This is a genomic window from Winogradskyella jejuensis, assembly GCF_900129745.1.
Taxonomy (GTDB): Bacteria; Bacteroidota; Bacteroidia; order Flavobacteriales; family Flavobacteriaceae; genus Winogradskyella; species Winogradskyella jejuensis.
The window spans coordinates 788,859-803,100 of record NZ_FQWS01000002.1 but is presented as its reverse complement, the minus strand read 5'-3'; the positions used below and the strand labels follow the sequence as shown (position 1 = coordinate 803,100).

At 34.1% G+C, this 14,242-nt stretch carries 17 protein-coding genes; 12 read left to right on the top strand and 5 right to left on the bottom strand.

Annotation, left to right across the window (positions count from 1 at the left end):
• Positions 1–105 precede the first annotated feature (105 nt).
• The gene (locus tag BUB95_RS11480) at positions 106–1,284 is read left to right on the top strand and encodes a vWA domain-containing protein (RefSeq protein WP_073086586.1); all 1,179 of its coding nucleotides are present in this window, start codon (positions 106–108) and stop codon (positions 1,282–1,284) included.
• Between the two features lie 92 nt (positions 1,285–1,376).
• On the opposite strand, the gene BUB95_RS11475 is transcribed toward BUB95_RS11480, so the two are convergent.
• Genes BUB95_RS11475 through BUB95_RS11465 form a run of 3 tightly spaced genes read right to left on the bottom strand, consistent with a single transcriptional unit; the run spans position 1,377 to position 2,571 of the window.
• Positions 1,377–1,829 (bottom strand): pyridoxamine 5'-phosphate oxidase family protein, encoded by a 453-nt coding sequence (locus BUB95_RS11475; protein ID WP_073086584.1) that lies wholly within the window; start codon positions 1,827–1,829, stop codon positions 1,377–1,379.
• Positions 1,830–1,832: 3 nt separating this feature from the next.
• Positions 1,833–2,348: a GNAT family N-acetyltransferase gene (locus tag BUB95_RS11470; RefSeq protein ID WP_073086582.1), complete on the bottom strand. Its 516-nt coding sequence runs from the start codon at positions 2,346–2,348 to the stop codon at positions 1,833–1,835.
• Positions 2,341–2,571 (bottom strand): hypothetical protein, encoded by a 231-nt coding sequence (locus BUB95_RS11465; RefSeq protein WP_073086580.1) that lies wholly within the window; start codon positions 2,569–2,571, stop codon positions 2,341–2,343. The genes BUB95_RS11470 and BUB95_RS11465 overlap by 8 nt, the downstream gene beginning before the upstream one ends.
• A gap of 86 nt (positions 2,572–2,657) precedes the next feature.
• Here BUB95_RS11465 and BUB95_RS11460 point away from each other — a divergent pair, with 86 nt between their 5' ends.
• The gene (locus BUB95_RS11460) at positions 2,658–3,032 is read left to right on the top strand and encodes a winged helix-turn-helix transcriptional regulator (protein WP_073086577.1); all 375 of its coding nucleotides are present in this window, start codon (positions 2,658–2,660) and stop codon (positions 3,030–3,032) included.
• Positions 3,033–3,072: 40 nt separating this feature from the next.
• Here the strand turns inward: BUB95_RS11460 and BUB95_RS11455 are convergent, their stop codons facing one another.
• Positions 3,073–4,581, bottom strand: coding sequence for an HNH endonuclease signature motif containing protein (locus BUB95_RS11455; protein ID WP_073086575.1), 1,509 nt, complete (start codon positions 4,579–4,581; stop codon positions 3,073–3,075).
• A gap of 210 nt (positions 4,582–4,791) precedes the next feature.
• Entirely contained in the window at positions 4,792–5,145 is a 354-nt protein-coding gene (locus tag BUB95_RS11450; RefSeq protein ID WP_073087424.1) for a 4Fe-4S dicluster domain-containing protein, read from the bottom strand.
• Between the two features lie 71 nt (positions 5,146–5,216).
• Between BUB95_RS11450 and BUB95_RS11445 the strand changes: the two genes are divergently transcribed.
• The 10 genes from BUB95_RS11445 (at position 5,217) to BUB95_RS11400 (ending at position 14,219) form a co-directional block, all read left to right on the top strand.
• On the top strand, positions 5,217–6,263 hold the full coding sequence (locus BUB95_RS11445) for an acyl-CoA reductase (RefSeq protein ID WP_073086573.1): 1,047 nt from the start codon (positions 5,217–5,219) through the stop codon (positions 6,261–6,263).
• 84 nt (positions 6,264–6,347) lie between these two features.
• A complete protein-coding gene (gene serC, locus BUB95_RS11440) occupies positions 6,348–7,409 on the top strand; it encodes a 3-phosphoserine/phosphohydroxythreonine transaminase (RefSeq protein ID WP_073087422.1) in 1,062 nt (353 codons plus the stop codon).
• A gap of 18 nt (positions 7,410–7,427) precedes the next feature.
• The gene (locus tag BUB95_RS11435; protein ID WP_073086571.1) at positions 7,428–8,378 is read left to right on the top strand and encodes a D-2-hydroxyacid dehydrogenase; all 951 of its coding nucleotides are present in this window, start codon (positions 7,428–7,430) and stop codon (positions 8,376–8,378) included.
• 93 nt (positions 8,379–8,471) lie between these two features.
• Complete coding sequence (locus BUB95_RS11430) at positions 8,472–9,116, top strand: DUF937 domain-containing protein (protein ID WP_073086569.1); 645 nt, start codon at positions 8,472–8,474, stop codon at positions 9,114–9,116.
• Between the two features lie 198 nt (positions 9,117–9,314).
• A complete protein-coding gene (locus tag BUB95_RS11425; protein ID WP_073086567.1) occupies positions 9,315–9,752 on the top strand; it encodes a DUF6146 family protein in 438 nt (145 codons plus the stop codon).
• A gap of 26 nt (positions 9,753–9,778) precedes the next feature.
• Positions 9,779–10,273, top strand: coding sequence for a DUF6787 family protein (locus BUB95_RS11420; protein ID WP_073086556.1), 495 nt, complete (start codon positions 9,779–9,781; stop codon positions 10,271–10,273).
• Complete coding sequence (locus BUB95_RS11415; RefSeq protein ID WP_234969265.1) at positions 10,270–10,602, top strand: hypothetical protein; 333 nt, start codon at positions 10,270–10,272, stop codon at positions 10,600–10,602. The genes BUB95_RS11420 and BUB95_RS11415 overlap by 4 nt, the downstream gene beginning before the upstream one ends.
• Before the next feature lie 80 nt (positions 10,603–10,682).
• A complete protein-coding gene (locus BUB95_RS11410) occupies positions 10,683–13,082 on the top strand; it encodes a TonB-dependent receptor (RefSeq protein WP_073086553.1) in 2,400 nt (799 codons plus the stop codon).
• Between the two features lie 40 nt (positions 13,083–13,122).
• Positions 13,123–13,680, top strand: coding sequence for a type 1 periplasmic binding fold superfamily protein (locus tag BUB95_RS11405; RefSeq protein WP_073087420.1), 558 nt, complete (start codon positions 13,123–13,125; stop codon positions 13,678–13,680).
• Positions 13,681–13,751: 71 nt separating this feature from the next.
• Positions 13,752–14,219: a DMP19 family protein gene (locus BUB95_RS11400; RefSeq protein ID WP_073086551.1), complete on the top strand. Its 468-nt coding sequence runs from the start codon at positions 13,752–13,754 to the stop codon at positions 14,217–14,219.
• Positions 14,220–14,242: the final 23 nt, after the last annotated feature.

Genomic DNA, 14,242 nt, shown 5'->3' with positions numbered 1-14,242 from the left:
TAAATTAATGACTACACTCATCAAAAACACCAAGTCACGAGTTTTAGATTGTTGATATGATGCATTACGAATAGTTTAGCTCAATATTCATCAAATCAAAATATTATGAAACTTAAAAGAAAAATTTCAATCATCGCATTAGCGATATTATTGTTTAATTGTAGAAACAACAACGAAGTACAAGCCTCGAATAAGAGTAATGTTGCCGTTTTATTAGAAACCTCAAAATCGCATCCGCATCCTACTAAAAATGCAGAAATTGTGTTTTGCCTAGACGCTACAGGCAGTATGGGTGGCCTTATTGGCACGGCTAAAGAAAAAATCTGGGATATTGTAAGTGAATTGGCTCAAGATGGTGATATAGACACTTTAAAATTGGGCATGGTCTTTTACCGTGACCGAGGAGATAGTTTTGTGACAAAGCAAATTGCCATGACTACAGATTTGGACGACGTTTATTCAGAGCTTTTAGAAATTGGCGCTGCTGGCGGTGGTGATTCACCAGAGAGTGTTAACCAAGGTCTATACGAAGCCATTACTCAGATGCAATGGTCATCGGATAAGAAAACCTATAGAACCGTTTTTGTAGTTGGCGATTGTCCGCCACATATGGACTATCAAGATGATGTGAAGTATACTGAAAGCTGCAAACTCGCCACTAAAAAAGGTATTACTATTAATACTATAAAATTAGGTAACGCTTGTCGTGAAGCCATTCCACATTTTAGAAATATGGCATCCTGTACTAATGGCGAATTTTTAATGCTTGACCAAAACGCAAAAGATTATGTGGTTGCCACACCGTACGATGATGAAATTAATCGCTTGTCCCGTAACATAGACGATACTCGTATGTACTACGGAGATAAAGAATTACGTGAAGTTAACTACTCTAAAAAAGCAAAATCTATGGCGGTTTACGATAGTGGTTCTACAACAGCTAATAGTGCACGTGCCGAATACAAGCAGAGCAAAACTGGACAAAAAGTAGCTTACGGAACTCAAGAAATTATTAGCGATTACGATAGCGGAAAACTAAATCTAGAAGAGATAGAAGATGATAAACTTCCTGAAAACCTTAAAGGGAAATCTCTCGAAGAAAAAGAGATTATTGTAAAAGAACAATCTGAAAAGCGAAAAGTAGACAATACAAAGCTTAAAGACTTATTAAAGAAAAAACGTGAGTATATAAATAAAAAAGCTTCTGAAGAAACGGATAAACCGTCTTTTAGTAAAGATGTATTGAAAGTAATGAAAAAACAGGCGAATAAGAAGGCTAGCTAAATATTAAAACAAAGCTCCCAAACACTAAATAGTTTGGGAGTTTTGTGTTTAACAAATTAATTATATCATCCAAATAAGAAATTTATCCATTTTCAAAACCCATAAGCTTTTCTTGCACTTTCAATTTGTTGGTCTTCTGTGGTTTCTGGATAAAGTATGTATTTAGGTGCTATTATAGGCTTAACATGATTTAAGGTAATCTCGGTTATAGTAGAAAACGGAAAATCACCACCTGTCATTTCGATTAGTACCTTCTCCATTTCAAGATAATCGGCATCGTGCTTTGTAATGATTCTTGCTTTTCCTTTTATTTGAAAACCCTTCTGTACCAAGATATCTACAAAACTTATACAAACATTTTCGTTTTGACTAATATTCCTAACTGTTTGAGGCGAAGCTATATTAGCCATAATGATTCTGTCCTTACCAAAATAATTGAAGATTTCCTTTGGCGATACATTAGGCACATTAGCATCAGAAACAGTTGCCAACCAGCAGAGTACACTTTTGTCTATGGCGTCCTTTATTTCTTGAGTTAATTCCATAAATTATAAATCTTTAGAAAACACCATATTCTCATAGGCTTTTCCATTAACGATAAATATAGATAGACCTACGTCTTTAAAATCATTTTTTTGATAGAATCGTATAGCTCTTTCATTTTTGTTATAAACCGAAAGCCAAATGGTATTAAACTCCAAGGCTTTAGCTTCAGCTTCAAGAAACGTAAGGAATTGTTGCCCGATTTTCAACGGGATAAAATCTTTTAGAATGTAAATCCGCTCTAACTGACAACTGTTTTCTGAATGCATATCTTCATAGCCAGAATTCAGTACGAGTTTGGCGTAACCCACTGGTAAATCATCAGCATAACTGATATAAAATCTATTCTTTGGGTCGGTTATATCTTGCTTGGTTTTAGACACCGAAAAAGCAGTCTCCATATACGCCATTAAATCATCATTGTTATCAATAAAATGCCCGTGAGATTCAGAATAGGTTACTCTTCCCAAAAGTGCTAAAACTTCGGCATCTGCTATAGTAGCTGGTCTTATATCAATCATTTCTGTTAGGCTTTAAATTCTTTAAACGGTACACATGTAAAAAGACGGCTATGGAACAACCAATGATTATAGGATACGCATTGAGCAATATACCATAACCAATATATATGGTATTGGCGATGGCCGAGATAAACCGTAGCCTATACTCACCTTTAACGGACATTGAATAGAGATTAAGAACTAAGGCTATGTAACCTACGGTGTCAACAGTTAGAGAATTCATATACTATACTTTTTACAGTACAAATGTATTTTGATTATATTAGACCTGCAATAACTGTCATACTAGACAGGTTAACATTTTAGATTATGATTATTGAAGGAGAACACAAAGCCTATAAAATTGATGAGAATATTTACCACTGTGGTACAAGCGTCACCATGAGTTTTATTGGCGGAAAATGGAAATGCGTGGTCTTATGGTATCTCCGTAATGGCTCTTTACGTTTTTCTGAGCTAAAACGACTAAGCCCTTACATTACTGAGAAAATGCTAAGCATACAATTAAAAGCCTTACAAGCCGATGGCTTAATAGACCGTAAAAGTTACGGGGAAAAAGCACCTTTTAGAGTACAATACACCTTAACACCGTTTGGAGAGTCTTTAATTCCTGTAATAGAAGTGATTACCAAATGGGGAACAACACTTGCTAATAAAAAGGGAGAAATTGTAGATGTGCAATAGTTTTTAGATGTGACGCTTATACGTTGTTGTACGTAGTGCTTTATTCACTTGCTCCCATTAAATAGCCCGTTGTTAATCCTTTTTCTTTAAACCATTTTTTGATTTCACTTTTATTATCGGATAAAATTCTGTCAATATCCGAGTTTAATGGACTATCCCAAACATTCCAGTATATTAGTCTTCGAATGTTAAATTTTATTTGCTCAAAATCTTGGTCAGAGAGATTTCTATGCATTAGCTTTAATTTGTCGTCAGAATCAAAAAGTTTTAGACTAGCGCAAACCGAATCGTATAAAATCTCCGCCCAAGATATAATCGATTTTGACCTAAATATCCTTGATAATTTAAGTTGTTGTGGGTCAGAGCTTGTTTTTTCACTATCCCAATTTAATAAACTTTCATCGTAGATTATATTTAAAAGTTTTACAACATTATTAAACTCAATCTCACGAATATATTTGTCAGTCGTCATATCGGTTTCGACAGGTTGACGAAATAGAAAATTGGAAAAAATCGATTTTTCCAACATATCCATCGTAATAGGTGTTTCTACAGAACTTCTGTTACCTTTTGATACAAATTTTGCAAGTTTATTATTACTGTCATCGAGAATTGAATTATACAGAAAACTTCTAAATCTCTTATTTAATTCAGCTTTTGTTAATTGTTCTTTTTCTTTTAGATAGTTTAGAAAACCTAATTCTGATTTTGTCTTATTATCCTCTAAACTTTTATATTCCTCAAATTCTCTACCAAATTGAGCTCCTAATTTTGCAACCATAATACTCGAAAAAAATCGAGTTTGTGCAAATTTATCGTGAGCTGAAATATTGGTTTTATTTAATAAATTAGGTTCTGGGTCAAGATAAACTTTGCATTCAAATTTTTTCCGACCACCCCAAAGTAAGCCAGCAATCTTATGTTGACCATCAAAAACTAAAATTCTATTCTTGTGAATACGGCAAATTGAAGGCTGAAGTACTGGATGTCTTTGAAAATGTCTAAAAAGATTAAACACTTTTTGTTTAATCAAATATCTTGGTTGTAAACCTATTTCATTGTCAGCATCATCATCACTATCTAAAATTTCTATAGGTAGTGTTGCGTAAAAATAATTCCAACTGGTTGTTGGACAAGTGTAAAGAGTGAATCTTCGGTTGATATTTTGAATTTCTACTTCAATAGAATTTTCTTCTTTATCTATAATTGAAATGGTTTCGCCATAGGTCTGTAAATCTTTTTTAGACTTTAAATATTCTAACTCATCTTTTAAAGTCAAATTATCTCCGTTGGCAAAAAATTCTTCTATTTTTAATTTGATTTTAAAGTCATATAGTGATAATTGCCCTTTTTGCTTATTGTGTTTACCACACATTGGTGCAATATTATCAATTTCAGATGCACCTTTTTGAGCATAAGCTTTAATGTGGTCAAATTGAATATTACCGTCTTCAATTGGATGCCCTGTTGCAAAACAATTTTTACCAAATCGATTAAGAACCACAGCTTTTTCATCATCAGAAATTTGTCTTTTAAGTAATATTGCCATTTAGATTTTTCGGTTTTTAATGTTAGTAGGATGTTTTTTTTGCATTACGTACAATGTTAAGATAAACTCAGTTTCAATTGTGTTTATCGATTGATAAGCGAAGTTAGACTTTTAATAACACAAAGTCAATACGTAAAACTACGTGTTTTGCATAAAAAAATCCCAAGCTACTAGCCCAGGATTCTTAAATATTATTAATGTGGTTATTCTCTAACCATCAGGGTGCATAAACTTTTGCTTCGCTAATAGTTCTTCTTCCGTTTCTACAATATTTTCGTCTGGCACACAACAATCCACAGGACAAACCTCGGCACATTGTGGCACTTCATGGAAGCCCATACACTCTGTACATTTATCTGGTGCAATGTAATAGATTTCGTCGCTAATAGGCTCTTGTGTCTCATCCGCATCTACTTCTTTACCACTTGGCAAAACTATCTTTCCTTTAAGACTTGTACCATCTTTGTAACGCCAATCATCTGCGCCTTCGTAAATTGCTGTATTTGGGCACTCTGGTTCGCAAGCACCACAGTTAATACATTCGTCTGTTATTATAATAGCCATTTTTTCTTTTCCTTTTTCGTAATTTTGCAGTTGCAAAAATAAAGCCAAAACCTATTATTACCAAACCTTATATGGAATTACAACAAAGAGTTAACGCTTTTGTAAGATTAGGGCACTTTTTAAGTCAATTTACCACATCTCCAAAAGATGAAGCTATTGACCAAGCCTTCATCGATGGTTTTAGGCACCAGCTTAAGCTAGCTCAAGAACATAATGGGTGGTTTACAAAGAATAATCTCGATTTTGCACTGCAATCTTGGATAGATGCTTTATCTGAAGAAAACTTAATTAAATGGACGTCTAACTATAGTTTTGACATCCAAAATCCACAAACTATAGCCATAATTATGGCCGGAAATATCCCTTTAGTGGGTTTTCATGACTTTTTAAGTGTATTGATTTGTGGGCATAATGTTTTAGTAAAACAATCCTCAAATGACAAGCACCTTCTTCCCTATTTAGCTAAATACCTAGAACTTATAGAACCTGGCTTTAAAGGAAAGATAACTTTTACCGAAGAAAAGCTCGACGGTTTTGATGCGGTTATCGCCACAGGAAGCAACAATACGGCTCGCTATTTTGAATATTACTTTAAAGACAATCCGTCGATAATTCGTAAAAACAGAAACTCGGTTGCCATCCTCACAGGAAATGAAACCGAAGAGCAACTTTCTGCATTATCTGATGACATCTTTAGATACTATGGTTTGGGTTGCCGTAATGTATCTAAATTATACATACCAGAAGATTACAACTTTGACGCCTTCTTCAATGCTGTTTTTAAGTGGAAAGACATCATCAACGAAAGTAAATACGCCAATAATTACGACTATAACAAAGCCGTATACATTATGAGTGAATTTGATATGCTCGAAAATGGTTTCTTGATGATAAAAGAAGACCAAAGCTTTGGTTCGCCAATTGCTACGGTGTTTTATGAGAAATATTCAAATATAGAAACTTTAAAACGGCATTTAGATTCGCAAAAAGATAATATACAGTGTATTGTGGCTGATGGATATTCTAATTCTGAAATTCCATTTGGGAAAACTCAAGAACCCCAATTATGGGATTATGCAGATAATGTAGATACTGTTGATTTCTTGTTGACATTATAGCCTAAAAATTATTAATTTCTTAATAGTATTTTCTCATTTAATCGCCACCTTTGTAACGTTTAAAATTGAAAATCAGAATACATGATTAAGAAACATAACTTTAGTGCAGGTCCTTGTGTATTACCAAAATCAGTTACACAAAAAGCCTCAGAAGCTTTATTAGATTTTGATAACGGATTATCTCTAATTGAGATTTCGCACCGTAGTAAGCCTTTTGTAGATGTTATGGAGCAAGCACGTGCTTTGGCTCTAGAGCTTTTAGGTTTAGAGGGTAAAGGTTACAAAGCCTTATTCCTACAAGGTGGAGCAAGCACACAGTTTTTAATGGTGGCGCTTAACTTGTTAGAGAAAAGAGCAGGTTACCTTAATACCGGAACTTGGTCAGACAAAGCCATTAAAGAAGCAAAAATCTATGATGATATCTATGAGGTAGGCTCTTCTAAATCAGCTGGTTTCAATTATATCCCAAAAGGATACGATATCCCAGAAGATTACGATTATTTCCACTGTACGTCTAACAATACCATTTTTGGGACGCAGATGAAACAATTTCCAGACTCACCAATCCCAATGGTTTGCGATATGAGTAGTGATATTTTTTCGCGTCAGTTAGATTTTTCAAAATTCGATTTAATTTATGCAGGCGCTCAAAAAAATATGGGTCCAGCAGGAACAACATTAGTTGTCGTAAAAGAAGATATACTAGGAAAAGTATCGCGTAAAATTCCATCAATGATGGATTACAAAGTGCATATCAGTAAAGGAAGTATGTTTAATACACCTCCAGTTTTTGCCGTTTATGTATCTATGCTAACTATGCAATGGTTGAAGGATTTAGGCGGAATAAAAGCGATTGAAGAAGAAAACGAAAAGAAAGCACGTTTGATCTACTCAGAAATAGATTTAAATCCACTGTTTAAAGGATATGCCGTTAAGGAAGACCGCTCTAACATGAATGCGACCTTCACATTAGAAAACGAAAATCTAAAGGAAACATTCGATGCCATGTGGAAAGAAGCAGGCATCAATGGCTTAAACGGTCATAGAAGTGTTGGTGGTTACCGTGCATCAATGTATAACGCATTATCGTTGGATAGCGTTAAAGCATTGGTTGAAGTGATGAGTGAATTAGAAAGTAAAGCTTAATAAACATTAAATTTTAAAATGAAAGTATTAGCAAACGACGGTGTTTCACAAAGCGGAATAGATGCGCTTGAAGCTGCAGGATTTGAAGTATTAACAACAACCGTTGCTCAAGAGCAATTAGAAAATTACATAAACAACAACGATATTACTGTGCTTCTTGTAAGAAGTGCGACAAAAGTTCGCAAAAATATTATTGACAACTGCCCTAGCCTAAAAATTATTGGTCGTGGCGGTGTTGGTATGGATAATATTGACGTTGAGTATGCGCGCGAAAAAGGCTTGCATGTAATTAATACACCAGCAGCATCGTCTCATTCGGTTGCAGAATTGGTATTTGGACATTTTTATAGTTTAGCACGTTTTTTACATAACTCCAATAGAGACATGCCTTTAGAAGGTGATACTAACTTTAAGAAATTAAAGAAAGCTTATGCTAAAGGAACAGAATTAAAAGGAAAGACTTTAGGCGTCTTAGGTTTTGGTCGTATTGGTCAAGCTACAGCTAAAGTAGCTATTGGCGCAGGTATGAAAGTCGTTGCGTTTGACCCTTATATGGAAGAGGCTAATTTAGAATTAGAGTTTTTCGATGGGCAAAAAGTTAATTTCAATATCCAAACAGTTTCTAAGGAAGAAGTCTTAAAACAAGCGGATTTCTTAACGCTTCATGTACCAGCTCAAAAAGAGTATGTTATTGACGAAAAGGAATTCAACCAAATGAAAGATGGTGTAATCATTGCCAATGCGGCTCGTGGTGGTGTTGTTAATGAAGTAGCCCTTGTAAAAGCTATAGAAAGTGGTAAAGTGGCAAGAGCTGCACTAGATGTATTTGAAAAAGAGCCAGAGCCAGAAATGGGACTTTTAATGAATCCTGCACTGTCCTTAACACCTCATACTGGTGCTGCAACAAATGAAGCACAAGATAGAATTGGCGAAGAATTAGCTTCTCAAATCATATCTATCTTAAAGTAAATACCATACAAGAATTTTGTTAATAAAAGTCTCAGTAAAAATTGAGACTTTTTTCGTACATTGAAATTCTTTACTAACAAAAACTATACAACTATGGAAGGCATTTTAGACTTATTAAACAGTGATTTAGGAAAAACAATCATAAGCGGTGTATCTGGTTCTACAAACACAGACCAAAATAAAACAAGTAGCGTATTAACTATGGCACTGCCCGTGCTAATGAAGGCTATGGAGCGTAATGCTTCAACACCAGAAGGTGCACAAGGATTAATGGGTGCATTGAGTAATAAACACGATGGTAGTATTTTAGACAATCTAAGTGGTCTTTTTGGAGGCGGCGTAGATGAAGAGGTAAAAAATGATGGTTCTAAAATATTAGGACACGTTTTAGGACAAAGGCAACAGGGTGTTCAGCAAGTTATTGGCCAAAAAGCTGGTTTAGATTCTGGCTCAGTTGGGGAAATTTTAAAAGTTGCCGCTCCAATTCTTATGGGAGTTTTAGGTAAACAATCAAGACAAAATAATGTAAGCTCTCAAAGTGATTTAAGTGGTTTACTTGGAGGTTTATTAGGCGGAAGTTCTGCAAAGAAAGAACAAAGCTTCTTAGAACAAATACTAGATGCTGACGGAGATGGTAGCGTTGTTGATGATGTGGCTGGAATGGTACTTGGTGGTGCCTCTAAGAAAAAAGGTGGTCTTGGCGGATTGTTAGGCGGACTTTTTGGTCGAGGAAGATAATCTTTCCGAATAAATAAATTTTTTAAAGCAGCTTCTTAAGGCTGCTTTTTTTGTTACTCATTTAAAACTGTGGTTTACTCAATAGTAAGCATCATTAACGTATTACAGTTTTAAAATTCCTATAACTATTCGGTTATTTGAAGTGTTAAATACAACGTATAACCCTAAAACAAATTCAATATTTAATAACTTTATATTATGAAAACACTAATCCCATTTCTTTTATTACTAATTCTTATTTCTAGTTGCAAAACTGTAGACGCGCCAAAACCAGTTGGTGATGAGCGAGAAGAAAGCCTTGTGGCAAATGATACAGTTGTCATAGATAGTGACGAAAATGAATACGAAATAATAATTATTGAGCCTGGTTTTAATGCTTGGTTACAGAGTACAGCTCGTCCTAGACATTACTATTCCCAAAACTTTTTAGAAACTCGTAATCAAATTTATGTTACCAACTGGAATATAAGAGTTAATCAGCCTCAACAGTTTGACCCAAATTTATACGAGCTTCGGATAGATTACAATCCACGCGAAGATTATGGCTATGAGATTAATTATAAACTCTACAACTACTTCATTTACTTTCAGTTGACCTATAATCAAAAATTAGGACCTTTTGTCGTCAGAATTTAATGTAAATTTGTAGCGTTTTTAACGCTATGGAAAAATTTAAAAATCGCTGGGAAATAACTCAAAACTGGCAATTAATATTCCCTGTAATCGGGGTAATTGCCCTTGGCTATTCATCTTTTAAAATTGCAAACGCCATAATTAGCAAATTTGGCATTGCTACAATAGTCATTGTATCAATATTGTGTTTTTTCTTGTTGTTAAAGTTCACTTTATTTTTATTTAAAAAACTTGAAAACAAATGGATTCTTGACCAGAAATGGGAAATGATTCGTGTATTTATTGTTTTTGCTATCACTGGTAGTTCATCAATGTTTATTGGTAGACCGATAATAAAGTTTGTAGGAATTACTAAAGAAAACCTAAACCCAATCGTTTATTGGTTTTTATTTATTATAATTGGGCTAATTTTTTATCAAATATTACTTGTTTTCTTTGGTTGGCTTTTTGGTCAGTTTCAGTTTTTTTGGAATTTTGAAAAGAAAATGTTGAGACGATTTGGTTTAGGACGATTTATAGATTGAAAGACTTTAAACTACATATCATAGCTAGAATATCTGCCCTTTTGCTAGTAATAGCAATACTCGCACCATCTATGGTTAAGTTTTCTCATGGTTTTCAAAATCATGAGCATGAAATCTGTTACGGTAAATCTACGTCTCACTTTCACGAATTAGATATTGATTGTGAGTTTTATAAATTTAAACTCAACACGCAATACGTTCATCTTCTAAAACCAATTGATGTTTTAGAATTTAATATTAAAAACCCCGACGTTAAGTCGCAATACTCATTTATTAGCGACTATCAGAGGCTTCAAACTTCATTACGAGGCCCGCCAATTTCAATATAAATTAAAGTATTGAAATTCATTCTGTAAAAACACCTATATAATCTTAGCGTGTTCGTTACATCTTATTTAATTTTTATTTAATGAAGCATTTTATTGCAATCATTGCGCTTTTTGTTAGTCTTTCTGGCTATTCTCAAGACTGTAATTTTATCTTTTTAGGAGAAATTGTAGACTTTCATGATAAAACACCTATTGTTGGTGCGACTATATATATCAAAGAACTAGACAAATATGTTGCATCAGATATTGATGGAAAGTTTAAGATTGAAAGCCTTTGTGCTGGTGAAATTACACTAATAATCACCCACGTTGCATGCGAGAATAAGACAGAAAAGTATACGATTACTAGCGATACCTTTAAGACCATTTCTTTAGAACATCACATAGAAGAACTAAACGAAGTTTCTGTAAATGCTAATGCCAACAAAAATGAGACTAAAACAGCACAAGAAACTGTTATAGATTCTAAAAAGCTAAAGCGTTACAGCAGTTTAAGTCTTGGTGATGCACTTAAAGAAGTGCCCGGAATTTCGTCTATAAATACGGGAAATACTATTGTTAAACCAATGATAAATGGTATGCATAGCAGCCGCTTATTAATTGTAAATAACAATGTACGTATGCAAGACCAAGAATGGGGAATTGAGCATGCGCCAAGCATAGATATTAATTCTGCCAATCAAATATCCGTTATTAAAGGTTCTGGTGCTTTGCGTTATGGTGGTGATGCTGTTGGCGGTGTTGTAGTCATTAATCCTAGACGTGTTATTCTAAAAGATACACTCTATGGAAATACAACATTAAGCGGACAAACAAACGGTCGAGGTTTTACTGCATCAACATCGTTAAATAAAACGTTTAAAACAGGTTGGTTTGCCAATGTTCAAGGCTCAGTTAAACAAAATGGAGACTTTGAGTCGCCAGATTATTTATTGACCAATACCGGAGCAAAATCATATGGTTTTACGGCAAATGGAGGTAAAAAAACATTAGAGTCTGGTTTTGAAGTCTTCTACAGTTTTTTGAATAACGAAATTGGTATACTCCGTTCATCACACATTGGTAATATTAATGATTTAGTTACGGCTATAAATTCTGATGAGCCTTTTGTTGTCGATGATTTTAGTTATGATATCAATTCGCCAAAACAAGAGATTAGACATCATTTGCTTAAGGGATTGTATTACAAGCGTTTTCAGAATTTTGGAAAGCTAAGCTTACAATACGACTACCAAAATAATCAACGATTTGAGTTTGATATCCGTGTTGGAGAAGACAGAGACAAACCTGCATTAGATTTAAATCTACAAACGCATACGGTATCGGCAGATGTTGTCGTAGATTCTAATCTAGACCGAAAGTTAAGCTTTGGTGTTATGGGCAGATATCAGAATAATTTTGCAAATCCTGATACTGGAGTAAGGCGTCTAATCCCTGATTACGATAAATACGATTTTGGAATTTATGGCACTAGCGAATGGAAATTAAATGATGATGTGACCATTGACGCTGGTTTGAGGTATGATTTTAACCGTATTGATGCTAAGAAGTTTTACAGAACAAGCCGCTGGGAAGAACGTGGATATGATGTGGAGTTTGCTGAATTTGAGATTGAAGATTTAGGTACACAAATTCTGACTAATCCCATTTTTAACTTCCATAACATTTCGGCTTCTGCTGGTGCAAAGTTCGATTTAAATAGTAATAGCTACTTATTAGCCAATTACAGTTTAGCGAGCAGACCACCAAATCCTTCGGAATTATTTAGTGATGGTTTACACCATTCCGCAGCGCGTATTGAGCTTGGAGATTTGCGTTTAGACCAAGAAATATCTAATCGCATTTCGGCAACTTATAATGTGCAAACCTCTAATTTTGAGCTTAATGTCGATGTGTTTTATAATAGAATCAATGATTTTATTTACATAAGACCTTTTGGTGTTGAACAAACCATTAGAGGCGCGTTTCCTGTTTGGAATTTCACTAAAACTGATGCTGAATTTTTTGGTATTGATATTTCGGCAAATTATGATATTAATTCAAACTTTAATTTGAGTAATAGCACATCGTTTATTAAGGCAAATGACTTGGACGAAAACCGACCAATTATAGATATTCCGCCTTTTAATATCAATAACGCAATTACTTTTAATAAAGCAGAATGGAATAATTTTTCAGCTAGCTTAAAGTCTGAATGGATGTTTAGACAGAATGAATTTCCTGATTTCAATTTTGAAGTTACAAACGCTTCAACAAACGAGACGACTGTTGTGGATATTAGCACGCCACCTTCAGCCTATCATTTGCTTCATTTTTATACCGAAGCTACCTTTCCTATATCTAAAAAAACAAGTTTAAATGTAGGATTAAACATTAACAATTTATTAAACACTAATTATAGAAACTACCTGAATCGTCTAAGATATTTTGCCGATGATTTGGGAAGAAACATTCTATTACAAGTACAATTAACCTATTAAAAAAACAATTATGAAAACCAATTTTTTAAACTTATCAAACATGAAAACTTTTAAATTATTAGCCATCCCGTTTTTATGCTTAGCATTATTTACATCTTGTAGTGATGATGATAATCCAACACTAGTAAATGAAGAAGAGGTAATTACAACAATGACTATTGAATTAACTCCAACTGCGGGCGGAAATACGGTTACTTTACAAACAAGAGATTTAGATGGTGATGGTCCAAACCCTCCAGTAATTACCAATGGAACATTAATGGCAAATACAACTTACAATGGCTCTATTGAATTACTAGACGAAACAGATTTAAATAATGTAGAAGACATCACAGAAGAAGTTGAAGAAGAAGATGATGAGCACCAATTTTTCTTTACAACTGGATTAGGTACAGTTGCATATGCAGACATGGATGGTAATGGAAATCCAGTAGGATTGAGCTTTACTTTTACCACTGGTGCAGCTGCTTCTGGAGACTTCACAGTTACTCTAAGACATGAGCCAGTAAAAGATGCTGCAGGTGTAAGCAGTGGAGATATTACTAATGCTGGTGGTGAAACAGATATAATTGCTACATTTAATGTTACTGTGCAATAATTTCACCGACTAACAAATAAGAAAAGCACCATTAATGGTGCTTTTTTTCATTAAATTAAACATGAATTGAAATGACCGAAATCGACTTCGCGCTTTCCCAAGAATCTGATACTGATAAAATTGAATTAGTAGGGACAGTTTTGTGGAATAAATCTCACAAAGCAGGTCATTTTACAAAACTCTCCAAAGCCGAACAAAACTTTGTTTTTATTGATATTTTTGAAAGCGAAATCAATAACAATGGTCTGTTTGGCTTTTTTTACAATACTTCTGGAGAATATGCACACGAAGTATTGCAAGCGTTTCAAGATATAGACGCTCACAAAACGGCATTAATAATTAATGACGCTATAAGCATTTTTGAAGCGTTACCAATTCCGAAAGATATCATAGAAAGACGACGAATTATACTAAAATCTAAAGATTATCTTTCTAGTCATTGGTCAAAATTAGATGACGCACTTATAAATGTTAATGAAGACATTGTTACGCTAATGATTGCGTATATTGCAGCTCGAAAAACAGATTTCGAATATTGATATATTTCAGCAAAATGTATTCT